Source organism: Xenorhabdus lircayensis (genome assembly GCF_016306625.1).
GTDB lineage: Bacteria > Pseudomonadota > Gammaproteobacteria > Enterobacterales > Enterobacteriaceae > Xenorhabdus > Xenorhabdus lircayensis.
Genome location: NZ_JACOII010000006.1, coordinates 16,062 through 32,751 on the forward strand (window position 1 = coordinate 16,062; position 16,690 = coordinate 32,751).

The window sequence follows — 16,690 nt, forward strand, 5'->3', positions numbered from 1 at the left end:
TTTTTAAAAAGGTCATAAAATGGCAGATCACCAAGTAGGTAACATTGTCTATCAGGTATCAATGGATGTGGCTCAATTGCTAACTGCCCAAAGGCAATTAGATTCGCGCATGGGACAGGTAGAGCAACGTTTTAATCAAACGGGGCGCTCAGTGCAGGGAGCAGAGAAAGCATTACTAAGTTTGTCAAGGGCTGCTACTGCGGTAACAGCGGCGTTATCCATCGAAAAGATAGCCAGCTATGCGGATGCATGGGTTGTGGTTAATAACAAACTGGTTAATGCCGTTAAAACAAATGAAACGCTGGCGGAAGTGACTGAGCGTGTATTCAATATCGCCCAGAACTCCCGTGCAGGATTGGATGCCACTGCTGCGCTGTATGGCCGCCTTGAAAGAGCCACTCGTAGTTATGGTATGTCGGCTGATGATGTGGCAAAGCTAACTGAAACTGTGGCAAAAGGGCTGGTTGTTTCGGGTGCAACCGCTACGGAAGCATCAAGTACCATGATTCAGTTTTCACAGGCTATGGCGTCCGGCGTTCTTCGTGGAGAAGAATTTAACTCCATGTCTGAGAACGGGAGCCGTTTAATTGCAGCGCTGAGTGATCATCTTGGTATTAATATCGGTAAGCTAAGAAAAATGGCGGCAGAGGGTAAATTAACTTCTGAAGTTGTTGGTAAAGCTCTTCTGGCTCAGGCCGGAACTATCGCTAAGGAATTTGATAAAACATCAGCGACAATGAGCCAGTCAATGGAAATGGCGGCGAATAATATGACCAAATTCTTTGGGCAATCAACCACAGCGCAGACAGCACTTAAAGCGTTTAATAGTACCTTGGTAACGGTCAGTGAAAACATGGATCTTGTTACTGGAGCTGCAACTGCATTAGCCGTTGTTATGGGGTCTAGAATGGTGAGCGCCATGACATTAGCAGCGAGCCAAAAAATAACAAATGTCAGGGCATCTATAGCGCTCTCACAAGCTAATAAAGTGGAAGCAGAAAGAGCATTGTATGCCGCCAATATGACATTGCGTAAGGCAGAAATGGATAAAATTGCTGCGATTGAGGCGTTACGCCGCGCTGAGGCTGAATATGCAGTAGCAAAAGGAACTGATGCAGCCACAACAGCACTTGCCAGACTAACTGCTGCTCGTGCCACGGCAACAACAGCAACAGCAACATACGGTGCAGCACAAAATGCAGTTACTGCCGCTCAAGCTGGGCTTACGGCTGCCACAAACACTGCCAGCGTCGCAATGAATAGACTCAAAGCAGCTATGTCATTTTTAGGTGGGCCACTTGGCGTAGTTATGCTGGCGGCCACAGCGCTTTATTATTTCCATCAGCAAGCGGAAGACGCGAAGAATGAGGCCAAAGATTTATCTAATACGGTTGAGAAATTGACAGGCAATCTAAAGGAACTGAGTAAGGTTCAGCTTGAGGCAAATAAAGTTAAGTTAGAAAGGAAGTTAGCTGATCAGAGTGAGCAGGTAAAAAAACAAAAAGTAAAAGTAAGCGGTATCCAATGGGATGTTGATAACAATGGCGGCTTTATATACTCAAAAAAATCCAAGGAGGAAATGGATAAGCTCAGGGAAGATTTAGCCTTAGAAAAAGGTGTGCTTGAAGCTATGCAAACGGTCAAAAGTAATTATGAGAAGGCCATTAATCTAACCAGTGCCGCCATTGCTGAAAACACAAAGCTGACCAATGAGAACACGGATGCCAACAAGAACAGGAATGGTTCACTAGATGAGGCATCTAATAAGGCTGAGGACTTTATCACCAAGCTTAAGAATGAGAATGAGCTACTCAGGACTCAAAAGGGATTAAAGCGAGAATTAAAAGCAGCAGAACACAAGGCTAACGAACTGGGGGCGAACCCTAAACAAAGAACAGTTATGGAGGAAGAAGCCAAAGAAAATTACCAACTCAAAGAAGCTGACAAGAAAAGAGAGGATGCTGCAAGGGATGCAGAAAGTGCAGCTAAAAAGGCGGCGGATGAAGCTAAAAGACGTGCCGAAGACATTACCAACGCACTTTCCAGACAGCGTGAAGGGATAGATAGACTCAAAACTGGTTATGAAGAAGCCAGCCTCGAAATGGCTAAATACGATGCTGCCAAAGCCATGCCGGAAGGGTCATCTCCCGAAGATATTGAAAAAGCCAAAAGAAATGCTGCGGAAAGATACGAGCTTGAAAAAGATGCAGAAGCCAGAAAGTGGCAGCTTGAACAAGACTCTTTAGCGAAGTCCAAGAAGGCAATGGACGAAGAGCTTGAGCATTTAAGACGTGTTAGGGGTCAGGGATTGATTGAGAAAGAAGAATTCCATAAGCGCGAACAAGAGATAAGAGAGCGTTATAAGAATAAACAAACGGAAGATAAAATTAACAAAAAAGCGGATTCATCCGTGAGCTTCGAAGATGGATTATTGGGCAAGATCGACCCCATCCAGCAACTCCAGAATGAATTTGCTCAAAAAAAGGCATTGCTAGATGCATATAATACCCATGATATCGGCGAGCATGAACGAATCCTGCAACTCAAATCTGATTTAACCCGTAAATTCAATGATGATATGACTACCGCCCAATGGGAGCAATGGAAAGGTCAGAATGAGATGTATCAATTTCTGGGTGATGCGATGGAATCATTGGGGCAACGCTCTGCCAATTCCATAACAGGGCTGCTAACCGGTACTCAAAGCGCCAACGATGCCATGCGAAATCTGGCGTTAACCATTACTAACGAGGCGGTGTCTGCTTTGGTTCAAATGGGGATGCAGCAAATCAAGAACATGGTGATCGGCAAAGCCGTTAACACTGCGGCTGCGGCATCGGCGGTAGCAACAGGCGCGACGATTACTACAGCAATGGCTCCGGCTGCTGCGGCTACCAGTGTAGCAACAATGGGTACAGCCGCGACAGTCGGTATGATGGCAATGGCAACTGCTGTTCCTGCCATGATCGCATTACTCGGTGCCCGCAAAAATGGTGGCCCAGTCAGTCCGAACGGCGCTTACCGGATTGGCGAAAATAACAAACCGGAGATATTCAAAGCCAACAATGGTCATCAATACATGATACCGGGTGACAGGGGTAAGGTGATCGGTAATGGGGATGTGGGTAAAGGCGGCAGTGGTGTGTCGGTGGGCGACATTAACATTTCGTTTAGTGTCCAGACGCAGGGTAATTTTTCCGAACAGGATGCACGGCTAATGTCGGGAATGGTGAAAAAGACCATTTATGATGTTCTGGCGGATGAGAGCAGACCGGGTGGGATGTTTAGCGAATGATCCTCTTTTGAGGGTTTTTTATAGGTGAAATATGACAAAACCAGAATTCAAATGGCGGCCTCAAGATAATTATGAGATCTCTCACGAACCGCGCGTAAAAGTGATTAAATTCGGTGACGGCTACGAGCAGCGCTTCAAAGATGGAATCAATAACCAGCTAAAACGCTACCAGCTTAACTTTATTGAGAAGGCGGAAACAGGAAAAGCCATTGACGAGTTTCTACGGGCGCGGGGAGCGGTGGAGTCTTTTACATGGCTAACCAGTGACGATAACCAACTACGTACTTTTGTTTGTCGTTCTTGGACAGTGAACCGACAACGGGTGATCTGGTCTGTCAGTTGCCTCTTTGAGGAGGTGGTTGCATGAGGGACATTCCGAAAGAGATGCGGATTGCGGTTACTGATCTGAGTCAGAACGCAATTCTTAATCTCTATGAAATAGATTTAACGCCGTTCGGTGGGGATATCTACCGCTTCCATGATGGCATGAATGGAAAGCTGGAGCCAGTTATCTGGCAAGGGATGCGCTACGAGGCGTACCCTGTGGAGGTTTCAGGTTTTGAAATGAACGGTAAAGGCCCAAGCGCCAGACCCAAGATGATATTTGCCAACGTTAACGGGTTCATTACGGCAATCAATCAGGATTTCAACGATGCTTTAGGTGCGGTTGTGACACGCCACCAAGTGCCGGAGATTTATCTGGATGCGGTCAATTTCCCCAATGGTAACCCACAGGCAGATCCAACCCGTGAAGCGGTAAGTAAATACCTCATAGAGCAAAAACAGGACTCAAACGCGGACTTTGTTACTTATGTGCTGGCCTTACCCAGTGAAACCGATGGTGCCTTGATCCCCGCGCGCGTGGTTCAGGCGGATATTTGTAGCTGGCAATACCGTTCTTCTGACTGCGGCTATGATGGCCCTCCCGTGGCAGACGAGAAAGACCAGCCAGTTACCGATCCCCTGAAAGACCGCTGCTCAAAGAAATACAGCGGCTGCATTAAACGCTTTCCCCGCCCTCTGTCCCTGCCCTTTGGCGGCTTCTTGGGTGCCAATAAACTAGGTTAATCATGATTGAAAAAGACATTATCGCCCACGCGAAAGCGGAAGGGGTGAGGGAATCGTGCGGCCTGATTTCAGGCGGCCGCTATTTCCCGTGCCGCAACATCTCGCCAGATCCTGAGAACTACTTCGAAATTAATCCTGATGACTGGATAACAGCGGAATGTTTCGCAGATATTGAAGCCATTGTTCACAGTCACCCAAACGGAAAGCCCCGACTGAGCACGGGAGACAGGGAACAGCAAATCAAAACGGGGTTGCCGTGGTGGCTGGCCTGTGGTGATCGGGTGCATAAATTCCGCCCCGTTCCCCGATTATTAGGACGCGAATTTATACATGGCCAGCAAGATTGTTATTCCCTCATCCGCGATGCCTGTCACCTTGCTGGCATCGAATTGGACGATTTCAGCCGTGACGATGAATGGTGGAACACCGGACAAAACCTGTATCTCGATAACAGTCTCAGTCAGGGATTTGAACAGGTCGATGACATTCAGCCCGGCGACATCATTCTGATTTGCTTGGGCAGTCAGACGCCCTGTCACGGGGCTATCTATATCGGTAATCAACAAATTCTACACCACAGACCAGACCGTATCAGTAAACGTGATGTTTATGACGGTTACTGGCTCAAATACACACATTCAGTATGGAGACATCCACAATGGTCAGACTACAGCTTGGAGGCCATCTTAGAAGATTTGGCCGCCGCTACGAATTAGAGGTGCGTGATGCAGCCGAGGCCATAAGGTGCTTGTGTTACCAGTTAACCGGATTCCAGAAAGCTATTTCTGATGGACATATCCGTGTTCGCATTGCCGGGCGCGATATGACAGAAACGAACATTCCCGCTGGCATGAATCACCCCCTGAATGATGGGGACACGGTCACTATTGTTCCGGTGGTCGGTGGTGCGGGTGGTAATGGGGTCGGCATGGCTATTCTGGGTGTTGTTGCGATTGCAGCGGCATTTTGGACGGGTGGCGCATCTATTGCGGCATGGGGGGCTATGTCTACTGGATTAGCCATTGCAGGTGTTGCCCTGATTGGCGCAGGTCTGGCATCCATGCTAACCAAAATGCCTAACGGTCCCGAGATAGGATCGAGCAAGACAGACGGCAACCAGTATTTCAATTCACTGGAAAATCGCATCGGGCAGGGCTATCCAGTGCCGCTTGCTTACGGTGAGATGGTTGTGGGTTCTAATGTAATTTCTCAGGGTTTGGAGACGGAATAATGGGTAAAGGTGGAGGCGGTGGCAGCACACCGACATTGCTGGATGACAATCTAAAAAACAAACAATTTTTGCGGGTTGTTGATCTGATTGGCGAAGGCCAGATAGAGGGGCCTGTGGGTGGTTTGCACGGGTTCAGAATTAATGGGACGCCAGTTGTTGATAAAAACGGACATCCTAATATTAATGGTGTCACTGTACAGTGGCGTGCTGGCACTCAATCCCAAGAACCACTGAGTGATTACCCGTTTGTTGAAAGTGAAATTCCCGTCAGTGTTGAAGTGAAAAAAGATACGCCTATCCTCAGGGCGGTATCTAACCGTGATGTGGATCGGGTCAGGTTTACTCTGGGTGTCAGTGGGTTGGTGAAAACAGACAGCAAGGGCAATCAAAGCAACAGCTCGGTAGAACTGGCTATTGCGGTGAATGAGGGTGATGGGTGGGTACATGCCAAGACGGTTCAGATAGGCCCCGCTAAAATCAGCGGTCAGTATTTAGAGTCTCACGTCATTGATGCCCCTAAGAAGAAGCCGTTTCAAATCAGGGTAACCCGCCTAACGGATGATAGCAAAAGCGATCAGCTACGCAATGGTACTGTCTGGGCCAGCTATACCGAAATCACCGACACTTTGATGAGTTATCCCAATAGCGCCGTGGTGGGGATGCGCATTGACCGTTCACTATTTGCTGATACGCCAAAACGAACCTATCACATAAAGGGAATGATTATTCAGGTGCCAGATAACTACGACCCTGAGACCCGTAATTATAAGGGCGTCTGGACAGGGCGATTTAAACCCGCCTACACGAACAATCCCGCTTGGATTTTCTATGACTTAGTGACTAATACACGCTATGGCATTGGTAAACTGATGGGGACGTTTGGCTGTGATAAGTTCGCGCTGTATGCCATTGCACGATACTGCGATGTGATGGTGTCTGATGGATTTGGGGGAATGGAACCCCGCTTTACCTGCAATGCGTACATAACAACTCAGCGTAAGGCGCGGGATGTGCTGGATGATCTGGCTTCGGTATTTCGGGGTATGCAGGTATGGAATGGATTGACGCTGACCGCATTTCAGGACAGGCCATCCGATCCGGTGTGGACATTCACGAATGCCAATGTGGTCGAAGGTAAGTTTAACTACAGCTCGGCAGCAAAGAAAGCTCGGCATACCGCAATTGAAGTTACGTGGGTTAACCCCGGTAACGGCTGGAAAAACGAACGGGAAATTATTCAGGATGATGAATTAGTGTCCCGTTTGGGCATCAACCTTAAAAAGGTGCTTGCGTTTGGCTGCACCAGCCGTGGACAGGCTCACCGTGTCGGCAAGTGGATAATTGAGACAGAAAAGCTTGAGACTGACTCGATAACATTCAGCACAGGCAGAGAGGGTATCAACTGTATACCGGGTGATATTGTTGAGATTGCAGATAACAGTTTTGCGGTTGCGCGTGTTGGCGGGCGTGTCCTTTCATTTTCAGGCAAAGATGTTCAGCTTGATGCACCTGTTGAATTTACTGACGACGAATCAGGCTATTTCTCTTACATGGGGAGTGAAGGAAAGTTTGTCAAAATTGATATCAACTCCGCCAAGGGCGATGTTGTCACCTTAAAAGATGAACCTAAAGGCTTACGGCAGTGGGGCGTTTTCTCGATATCAAAGAAATCACTTGTCACCCGCTTATTCAGGGTGATGAGCATTGCCGAAGACAATAAAACAGGGAATTACAACTTTACCTGCATTCAGCATGAACCTCAAAAAGAGGCCATTGTCGATAACGGCGTTGATTTTCAGGGGAATCCAGCCACACAAAACATCATTCGCATTCCTAATATTGAACGTTTGAACATTGCATATATTCTCGATAGCTCTCAGATTCAGGCCCGTGCAATGTGGGCAACAACAACCATTAACCGGAATATTACTTTTGATGTCGCCGTTTACCGTGACAACAAAGTGGTATCACGCGGGAACACTAAAGAGCTGGAGTACTATTTTAATGGTCTGGATGCTGGTGTGTATATGGTCGGCGTTCGCGCCCGTGATGATAACGGCATGCTGGGGGATGAAACTAAAGTTCAGATGGTGATTGGCGCACCCGCCGCCCCTTCTGTCATCAATATTGAACCGGGTTTCTTTGAGTTAAAAGCCATTCCCCACATTAGTGCCCCCAAAACATTAGATACCCAATTTGAGTTCTGGTTCTCCGAAAAACAGATCGTCAACATCAATGAAATTGAAGCTAAAGCCGATTTTTTAGGTATCGCAAAATTCTGGATAAAAGGCCAACTGAAAGCCGACACCCCTTACTGGTTCTATGTTCGCAGTGTTAATGAATTCGGTAAATCACATTTTGTTGAAGCTGTTGGTAAACCTGACGATAACACAAAGGAGATCATTGCTGAGTTGGGTAATACATTCCTCTCTGCTGAGGCCGGAAAACGGATACAGACCGATGTTGACTGGGTCGCCGAATCTGCCCTGATTCTGGGTGATATGCAGCAGACATTATCGCGGGACCTGATGGCGCGTGACGGGGAGAATAAGGCTCAAGTCAGTGAACTTTGGGCTGTCAGGGTCACGGACAATGAGGCGGCAGCGCAGAAACTGTCAGAAATACGCACCACCCTCGGCAATACGGCTGCGGATGTGATCACCAACCGGAACGCTATCTCCAGTACGCAAAAGGCTCAGGCTGAATCAATGGAGCAGGTTCAGGCCCAGCTTGGCGACCAGAAGGCCATGATCAACACCAAAATGCAGGCGGAATTTAACCAGTCCGGTAATGGTTATGCCATGCACAGCGTGAATATCACCCTTAATCATCAGGGGCAGAAATACACTGCGGGCGGCATGGTTATCAGTGGTGAGATTAAAAATGGCCGGCTGGAGTCCTATATCGGGTTTTCGGCCAACAACTTTGCCTTTTTTAACCCGGTTAACGGAAAGCCCGTGCCGTTTATGGCGGTGAAGAACGGCCAGTTGTTTATCAACGAGTCCTTCATTGATATGGCCAGCATTCAGAAGTTACTGGTCGGCATTGACATTAAATCCACGAATTACATGCCTAACCAGCGGGGTTTTCGGATTGATGCCAGAACCGGGTTTCTGGAAATTAATGGCAGCGGGCAGGGATATCGCACCCAGTACAGGAATAGCGGTATGTATGTATTTGACAGCAACGGTGTGGCCATTATTGAATTGGGAGAATATCTATGAGCCAGTATGGGTTAAAAATTACCAATCAGACGGACGGGACGAGTTTTATATTTAATGAGAAAACCTCGCCCGCCTGTTTGATATGGACTGATTATGTCTCCAAAGATACGCCGGGCATTCATAAAAGCCCGACTGACTGGCGGCATTTTGAATGGGAGTGTCAAATCAAAATCCCGCCGGGCTATCAGGCGCATGTCTATCCGGCGGAGTTCACCGCCTTTCACCAGGAACGCTCAGGCAATGGATTCAGATTGACAGGGTTTTCTGAGCTGGCGCGGTTTTCTCAGAATGGAGAATCGGTCATCATTGATGGACTGAGTTTAAACAACGTTTTCGATAATTGGCTCACGGAGCTGATAAAAGTTATCGCCTACCCGTCGACATCGGGTGGCAAGGCGGGATTGAAGATATTAAATAACAGTAACTTTAATAACAGTGTCCCGCCCGCCGGGTTTGGTTATGTGTCCCATAAGGCCCGTGTGTATATACAAGGCCGGTTTGACCCCGCCTCAATAGACCCCAGACTCAATTACGGCAATTGCCTGATGTTTTTTTATAACGAAGACCCGGAATGCATGCTGGTTCATCGAAAAGGCTATTACACCAGCTGCAACAGGCACGACGAAGGTGACAGGGCGGGGTGGTACCGGATTGTGGTCTTTTCTGACATCGGCGTCAGGGAACGGCTTGAAGGTAAGGGGTATGGTCTCAGGCTCAGAAATAAGGACGGGGTTATCACCTTTAACTCCGGTGTCGGGGTGCTGACCAGGCCCGTGAGTCTGGATGTCAGCAACAGAAAACTGGGCGATATCATCCCTACAGCGGGGATAAGGTACCCGATGTTAGTGCCCGCATGGATAGGGCATCATCTGTGGATGGAAGGGCGTACCGCTTACAGTCGGGACTTGTCACTGACCCGCAAGGGGGAAGGCGCATTATTGATTGGTTCGGGCAAAAGGACATACTGGAAAGCCAGCCAGTGGGGGACGACCAATTACACAACGAAACAATCCATTCTCATCTTAGACGCCGCCACTTACTTCAACTTCTAATCTTTCAGGAATACATTATGCTTTATGCACAAGGCACTATTTCTACCGTGTCCGGCTCGGCTATAGTCAGGGGAACCGGCACCAAGTTTAAAAGCAACATTAACGGCGTTGCCCCGGCACAACTGATATTAATCCGGTCCGGCAGCGGTAATTTACTGCACATGATTCAGGCGGTGAACTCCGATACCGAACTGGTGCTGGCCGATAATGTCAGCGCGACCCTGACTAACGTTACCTACCAGATACAGACCACGGTGCCCGATTCCATCTCGGATGGTGTCCGGCATATAGTGGCCAACAGCAGTTATATCGTCAATTTCCTCCAGAATATGGACAAGTGGATGTCCCAGAATGGCGTGGTGGATGTGACCTTGCCGAATGGTCAGACCGTGGCGCTGCAATCGATACGGGCGTTGCAGGCGGCGGTAGAGGGGAAGCTGGATAAAAGGCGGAACGGGGCGGATATTCCGAATAAACAGAAATTTGTAGAAAACCTTGGTTTATCGGGAACTGAGGATGGCGCTAAAAATTTCTCATTATTGAAATTAAAATCCAGCAATATTGAATATGCTGGTCATAATTTGGCATATCAACGTCTTATAGACTTCAGGGTAGCACCGTATAAGACTCTGATGAATCAGCTGGGAGAAAACTACACCATAGAGAAGCAAGATAATTTGACTGCTCTGCCTCTAGGATTAACATGCGGTCTTGTAGAGATTAACGATCTGACTCCTAATGTAGGATATCGGGGGATGGGGTGTTTAATTAATGCCAGAGGATGGGCGGATGAATCTGGTCAATCTGCTAATTTACAAATAATTTCCACTGATGGATTTTTGGCATTTAGGAATGGTGCGGGGTCGTCATTTAATAACATGACTCCTGTATGGCATTATCGTAACGCCACTGCGGACAATAGCGGCTATATCAGAAAATCCTCCCCCATCATCAATATCTGGAGTGATGGGAAGTTTGAAACCAACGACGAATCCGAAGGTGCGACTGTTGCTAAACTCGGTACAGGCCATTATCAAGTCTCCGGTGTCCTCGGCTATAACGCAGATGGGGCTTGGGGTGTACATGGCGGTATTTCCTCGCCGAAGAACAACAACGGTCTGGAACTCATCTACCTTGATGACAGGGTGAAGAAGGACGGCAGCATCACCATTGAGACGTTCCACCGTCAGCACGCGCATTTGCCTGAACGGTTTCAGAACCGGCGGATAAAAGCCATCGTGGACGGCGAGCAGGTTTACTACGCCGATGGGGAACCCTGTGACATCCCCGAAGGCTGTCGCCTGGACGTTCGTGTCCAGATGCCGGCAGATTCGGTGTGGAATCAGCAGCAACAGAAATCAGCAGATACCGCCCCCGATATCCCATGGCCGGAACAGCCGAAGTAATGACAGGGGCTGCGCGCCCCTTTCTGATACGCTTTCAGAACCAGAAGATTTGGTGCGGAATGTGAGGGGGAGGGAGTTGGGGTCTTGATAAGTAAAAGCCCTCGCGGAGGGCTATTTTTTAGCAGACTCTGCCGGCTGGCTGTGGGTTGCTGCTGGTTGTAGGGGTGAGGAAACAATTTTACCCGACATTATCCAACTGGATACAAGCACTACAGCAGACATTATAATGGTTACTAAAGTTAATCCTATCGATGTTGTCCATTTGATTGTCGTAATGCTTGTTTTTATACCATCGATCTTGCCTTCTACGGCCTCTAGTTTTCCATCGATTTTTGATGACATAGCCTGTATTGTGGCATTCAGGTTAGCCATTTGAGTATTTTGCTGTTCCCGCCACTCTGCTATATCCTTTTTCACCGTAGCAACAGCAACATCAACCTCTGATTTATTAACTTTTAAGAGGGATTCAAGTTCTGTCTTAGTAAAGTCAGACATATGCTCCTCCTCGTTATATGTCAGTATGTTATCACCTGATGTTTTTTTAATTACATTATCCTGAATAAATGGTGATGTAAAGTGAGGTTGCAATTCATGATGTGTATACAATACCTCCGTAGTCTTAGTAAATTGTGGAAACGTAACTCTTTCAAATTTAATGGTAGATAGCTCAATATTCCCCGCCATGAATGAAAGAATAGAACCAAAACACAAATTTCTCTCCGTATCTCTCATGGTGTTACCATTATTTTTTATTAAATGGCGTTCTATTTATAACATCCTGTAATCTTCTTAACAGGGTTGGAGTAACTCGAATAGAACAAACATACTCGTATTCGCTTTCTGCCGCTAGGTTGGCTGTCCAGATGTCATCATTTCCAGCTTTGTTTAATAAAATTGGATTTGATTCCTTACTAAGTAATATTAGGTCATATAATTCGACGCCATCAACTGAGGATTCAACTATTCCGAAATTATCTGCAAAATATCTTTTGAAATCATTACTTTTTGGTATTTTAACTTTATCTTCCATCTTCACACCTTAGCTGTATTTCATTCAAACTTTAATCGCACGGAACGCTATCCTAAATCACTTCCCCTAATATGTGATCGGAATTTTCTTAATCTGTGAGATGAATTTTATAACACACATGTAGTTACATAAGTGATTGTTATTGAATGGAATGACGTCGATATGAAGTGATTTTTGAGGGGAACTATAGCAACAGGGAAATTTAAGGTAGCTGAACCCGAGGGAAGGGGCGGGTTGAAATTATTCGCTCAGGATAAAGTTTACATGGTCACGCAGGGGGAGTAGGGTTGATTGTATGCCTGAGAAGAGGGAGGATATCAATATGAGGTTAGTAGCCATATATCCAGACTCATATGTATTTGAAGAACCACACCGGAAAGCAATAGGTAAAAATCGCCTAACGATTTTATGCCATGGAATTGGGTTTTTCAACAAAATATCAAAGGTCAGCATAAACAGCCGGCGTTGTAATCCGGTTCAGCTTGCTCAATGCATTAGGCGATGGACGGAAGTTAAGGATTTGTACAATGTTCGGCTTGTTTCATGCAGAACAGCAAATTTTGACCCTGACGAAGATAATTTGGTAATCACTCCCGATCTTCGCAGATACCCTGAATGGACAACCTCTTTTGGTTCCCAATTATCTCTTTTTTTGCCCAATGTTTTTGTAAGGGCGCACATGGGGATTATTACCTCAAATTGTGGTGCGGGTGCTATCTGGAGATTATATTCGGATCGTGGGTGCCAAGTTGTTCAGGATAAGCTAGTACGGTCTTTTTGGATAAAAAAAAGGATTCCTGATAAACATTACCACTGTGTCGTGTTTTTAAATGGCCGTTTTCATAAACAAAGTTATAATCCAAATACCCCTCTGGAATTCTGAATATGCCTTCATTCCAATCCCTTGATACCCCCTCACTTCCATCAAATGAACGTAACTCCCACCCCGATCGGTAATCACAAAAAATCAGCCACTTACCTAAAGACGGGAAATCCCGTCTTTTAACTCCTTGATTTTATTCAATTCCTGCTCAGTGGTGGAAATAAGTAAAATCAATAAGTTACGTTAAACAGGAGAATTATCCTCTTTAACTCATTGATATCTCTTATTTCCTGCATGGTGCAGGAGTTACCTAAAATCAACATGTTACATAAATGGGATTTGAAAGCCCTTTTAACTCACACTTCCGTTTCAAACGGAGGTAGTGCGCCCACCATAACAGCTAAAATTAACTATAGGGATTCCTTGAGTTTAAGGAGTCGTATTACCGAAGTCCTCAGTTCAGGCTCCCTGATAATTTCGGGGTGGCTATCAGCGATTATTTTTGCTCAGTTCCAATCTCCAAAATTTTATGGAGGTTACACATCGGCGAAAAATTTCGCTGATGAATCCACCCATTTAGCCCGTAATTAAATATTCACTAATGTCTAATAGTGTGAGCTCTTCAGTGTTGCGGTAAGCAAAAAACATGTCTAATACTATAGAAGTAGCTCCTAAATTGGATGCTTTCTCTATTTGTACATAAACGTGTATATATTAATTTAAAAATACCTGATATTTAATGTATATGAATGTTTAATAAGAATTATTTTTATTTAATTTTATTTTCATAGTTAATAAGTTCACTAATGAAATATTTTGGGAACATATAAATGGTTTATTGTGAATTTGTATTCGAGGGGCTTTGAATGATAAAGCTGGAAATTTGCTGTTATAGCATAGGTTGTGCTTTGGTTGCACAAAAGGCAGGAGCTGATCGCATTGAATTGAGTGCAAGCCCGTCGGAAGGTGGAGTGACACCTAGTTTCGGGGCGTTACAGCAAGCATTACAGCAGTTATCTATTCCTGTGCATCCCATTGTACGCCCAAGAGGGGGAGACTTCTGTTACAGTAACGCTGATTTTGAGGTCATGAAAAATGACTTGTCCCATATCCGTGATATGGGATTCCCTGGAGTTGTCTTCGGCGTTTTGAACGAAGAAGGGCATATCGATCGGCTTCGTATGAGGCAATTGATGTCATTGTCAGGAAATATGGCGGTTACTTTTCATCGTGCTTTTGATATGTGTTTTAGTCCACATGTTGCCTTACAACAACTGACGGATCTCGGCGTACAGCGTATTTTAACCTCAGGTCAGCAGCAAAATGCTGAGTTGGGGTTGCCCCTGTTAAAAGAGCTGGTACTAGCCAGTCAAGGGCCGATCATTATGCCGGGGGCAGGTGTCAGAATGAGTAACATCAGTAAGTTTCTGGAATTTGGCATGACGGAAGTTCATAGTTCAGCAGGTAAGATTGTACCTTCTTTCATGAAATATCGAAAGGCTGGTGTGACGATGAGTTCAGACGATCGCGATTTAGATGAATATTCTCACTACAGTGTTGATGGGCAATTAGTTGAATCGATGAAGGGCGTGATTAGTCTGATTAAGCGGTAAAAATAGAATGTCGTTTTTACATAGGGAAAGTGACATTTAATTATTGAAGGTGTGAACTGCCGTAACGGGCAGTTCACACATCAAAGTTATATTTAAAGATTATGGCTTGCGAGCAATAAGAACAGCCCGCAATGGCGCTGGGTAGCCTTCAGTCGTTTTACTGTTATCACTTGGATCAAGAAAATCGGCCAGTGATTCGGTCTTCATCCATTCTGTCTGACGTTGTTCATCCAATGTAGTCACTGCGTGATCGACAATCCTAACATCCACAAAACCGCATTTTTCCAGCCAAACTTTTAGCATTTTGGCAGATGGAATAAAGTAGACATTCCGCATCTGTGCGTAACGTTCACCTGGCATGAGGCATTGATGTTCATCACCTTTAATCACCAAACTCTCTAAAACTAACTCACCGCCGGAAACTAACTGATTTTTCAGTTGCCACAGATGATCGAGGGGAGAGCGGCGATGATAGAGCACACCCATTGAAAATACAGTATCAAAGGCTTTTAACTCCGGTAATTGTTCAATGCCCAAGGGGAGAAGGTGGGCGCGTTGATCATTACCCAGTAATTTTCTGACGGCTTCAAATTGACAAAGGAAAAGTTGGGTTGGATCAATACCAACGACTAACTGAGCACCTTCACCCACCATGCACCACATGTGATAACCGCTGCCACAGCCGACATCAAGTACGGTTTTGCCTTCTAAAGGAGAAATATGAGGAAGAACCCGATCCCATTTTAAATCAGAACGCCATTCGGTATCAATTTCAACACCATACAGTGAAAAAGGGCCCTTACGCCACGGCATAAATATCTTCAGTATATTGTGAATACGGGTTTGTTCACCGTTTGATAGTTCCGGTTCATGGGTAGCAATGACGCCATTTTTCAGATCAACCTGGGTGGGTTTGATTTCGGGCAGCCTTTCCAGAACTTTTACCCATGAACTGAACTGACCATGCAGAGATGCTTTCTGCCACTGGTTTAATTGTGCAGGCAGGCATTCCAACCAATGATTCAAGTGGTTTTTGGCAATCAATTGATAAAAATTACCGAAATCGATCATTGGTCAGTTCCTTTTATTGCCAATAATGAGCCGAAATTAAAGCATTGGAACCAGACTTCAACATGCTGGAAGCCCGCTTTTTTGAGGCATGATTTATGGGTTTCAACAGAATCTGTCCGCATGACGTTTTCCAGCATACTGCGTTTTTGACTGATTTCCAGCTCACTGTAACCATTGGCTCGTTTGAAATCATAGTGCATATTGAACAATAATTCGCCAACCTGTTCATCTTCAAAATTGAATTTCTCAGACAGAACCAAAACACCGCCGGGTTTTAATCCGGCATAGATTTTATCCAGCATTTTCTGGCGATCATCAGGATGCAGGAATTGTAATGTGAAATTCAGCACAACCATTGATGCATTTTGAATGTCGATATCAAGAATATTTTGTTCGACCACCTCAACGGGGATACTGGCTTTGAAAGAGTCAATATGGCGGCGGCAGCGTTCGATCATTGCCGGTGAATTATCGACGGCGATAATACGGCAACCATCTGTATTACAGTTATCGGCGCTAATGGCGCGGCGGATCGATAGTGTGGCAGCACCAAGGGAGCAACCGAGATCATAAATTTGACTGTCTGGTGTTACAAAACGATCTGCCAGCATACCTATCATGGAAATGATATTGGAGTAACCGGGAATAGAGCGTTTCACCATATCAGGAAAGACTTCAGCAACACGTTCGTCAAAACTCCAGTCACCTAAATTGGCAATTGGAGCAGAGAACAGGCTGTCCTGTTGATTATGAGGATCTTGATTTGACATAACAGCATTGATTTTGGAAACAATAAGAAGCGGCTATTCTAACAGAATGCGGGAAAAGGCAGAAAGGGATAATCAATAGAAACCCTCAGGCGGCAGGATACCGCCTT

14 protein-coding genes are annotated in these 16,690 nt (G+C 45.8%); 10 read left to right on the plus strand and 4 right to left on the minus strand.

Translation table 11 applies throughout. The features are described 5' to 3' along the window. Positions 1-19: 19 nt before the first annotated feature. Genes H8A87_RS00490 through H8A87_RS19655 form a run of 8 tightly spaced genes read left to right on the plus strand, consistent with a single transcriptional unit; the run spans position 20 to position 11,276 of the window. Positions 20-3,295 carry a tape measure protein gene (locus tag H8A87_RS00490; RefSeq protein ID WP_198688081.1) on the plus strand — a complete coding sequence of 1,092 codons (3,276 nt, stop codon included), beginning with the start codon at positions 20-22 and terminating at the stop codon, positions 3,293-3,295. 31 nt (positions 3,296-3,326) lie between these two features. Next, the gene (locus H8A87_RS00495) at positions 3,327-3,662 is read left to right on the plus strand and encodes a phage tail protein (RefSeq protein WP_198688082.1); all 336 of its coding nucleotides are present in this window, start codon (positions 3,327-3,329) and stop codon (positions 3,660-3,662) included. Continuing rightward, positions 3,659-4,363 (plus strand): phage minor tail protein L, encoded by a 705-nt coding sequence (locus H8A87_RS00500; protein ID WP_198688083.1) that lies wholly within the window; start codon positions 3,659-3,661, stop codon positions 4,361-4,363. Before H8A87_RS00495 ends, H8A87_RS00500 begins: the two co-directional genes overlap by 4 nt. A gap of 2 nt (positions 4,364-4,365) precedes the next feature. Next, entirely contained in the window at positions 4,366-5,079 is a 714-nt protein-coding gene (locus tag H8A87_RS00505; protein ID WP_198688084.1) for a C40 family peptidase, read from the plus strand. After that, positions 5,022-5,594 (plus strand): tail assembly protein, encoded by a 573-nt coding sequence (locus H8A87_RS00510; protein ID WP_198688085.1) that lies wholly within the window; start codon positions 5,022-5,024, stop codon positions 5,592-5,594. The genes H8A87_RS00505 and H8A87_RS00510 overlap by 58 nt, the downstream gene beginning before the upstream one ends. Continuing rightward, on the plus strand, positions 5,594-8,818 hold the full coding sequence (locus H8A87_RS00515; RefSeq protein WP_198688086.1) for a phage tail protein: 3,225 nt from the start codon (positions 5,594-5,596) through the stop codon (positions 8,816-8,818). The genes H8A87_RS00510 and H8A87_RS00515 overlap by 1 nt, the downstream gene beginning before the upstream one ends. Then, a complete protein-coding gene (locus tag H8A87_RS00520; protein ID WP_198688087.1) occupies positions 8,815-9,870 on the plus strand; it encodes a hypothetical protein in 1,056 nt (351 codons plus the stop codon). The genes H8A87_RS00515 and H8A87_RS00520 overlap by 4 nt, the downstream gene beginning before the upstream one ends. 17 nt (positions 9,871-9,887) lie before the next feature. Beyond that, complete coding sequence (locus H8A87_RS19655) at positions 9,888-11,276, plus strand: phage tail fiber protein (protein ID WP_232369982.1); 1,389 nt, start codon at positions 9,888-9,890, stop codon at positions 11,274-11,276. A gap of 111 nt (positions 11,277-11,387) precedes the next feature. On the opposite strand, the gene H8A87_RS00530 is transcribed toward H8A87_RS19655, so the two are convergent. Further along, positions 11,388-12,008 (minus strand): hypothetical protein, encoded by a 621-nt coding sequence (locus tag H8A87_RS00530; protein ID WP_198688088.1) that lies wholly within the window; start codon positions 12,006-12,008, stop codon positions 11,388-11,390. A 10-nt stretch (positions 12,009-12,018) separates the two neighbouring features. Then, positions 12,019-12,306 (minus strand): hypothetical protein, encoded by a 288-nt coding sequence (locus H8A87_RS00535; protein WP_198688089.1) that lies wholly within the window; start codon positions 12,304-12,306, stop codon positions 12,019-12,021. Between the two features lie 322 nt (positions 12,307-12,628). On the opposite strand from H8A87_RS00535, the gene H8A87_RS00540 reads away from it, so the two are divergent. Next, positions 12,629-13,189 carry a hypothetical protein gene (locus H8A87_RS00540; RefSeq protein ID WP_198688090.1) on the plus strand — a complete coding sequence of 187 codons (561 nt, stop codon included), beginning with the start codon at positions 12,629-12,631 and terminating at the stop codon, positions 13,187-13,189. A gap of 806 nt (positions 13,190-13,995) precedes the next feature. Next, complete coding sequence (gene cutC / locus H8A87_RS00545) at positions 13,996-14,742, plus strand: copper homeostasis protein CutC (protein WP_198688091.1); 747 nt, start codon at positions 13,996-13,998, stop codon at positions 14,740-14,742. Between the two features lie 99 nt (positions 14,743-14,841). On the opposite strand, the gene cmoB is transcribed toward cutC, so the two are convergent. After that, positions 14,842-15,813 carry a tRNA 5-methoxyuridine(34)/uridine 5-oxyacetic acid(34) synthase CmoB gene (gene cmoB / locus H8A87_RS00550; RefSeq protein WP_198688092.1) on the minus strand — a complete coding sequence of 324 codons (972 nt, stop codon included), beginning with the start codon at positions 15,811-15,813 and terminating at the stop codon, positions 14,842-14,844. Beyond that, entirely contained in the window at positions 15,810-16,583 is a 774-nt protein-coding gene (gene cmoA / locus H8A87_RS00555; protein WP_198688093.1) for a carboxy-S-adenosyl-L-methionine synthase CmoA, read from the minus strand. Before cmoA ends, cmoB begins: the two co-directional genes overlap by 4 nt. Positions 16,584-16,690 lie beyond the last annotated feature (107 nt).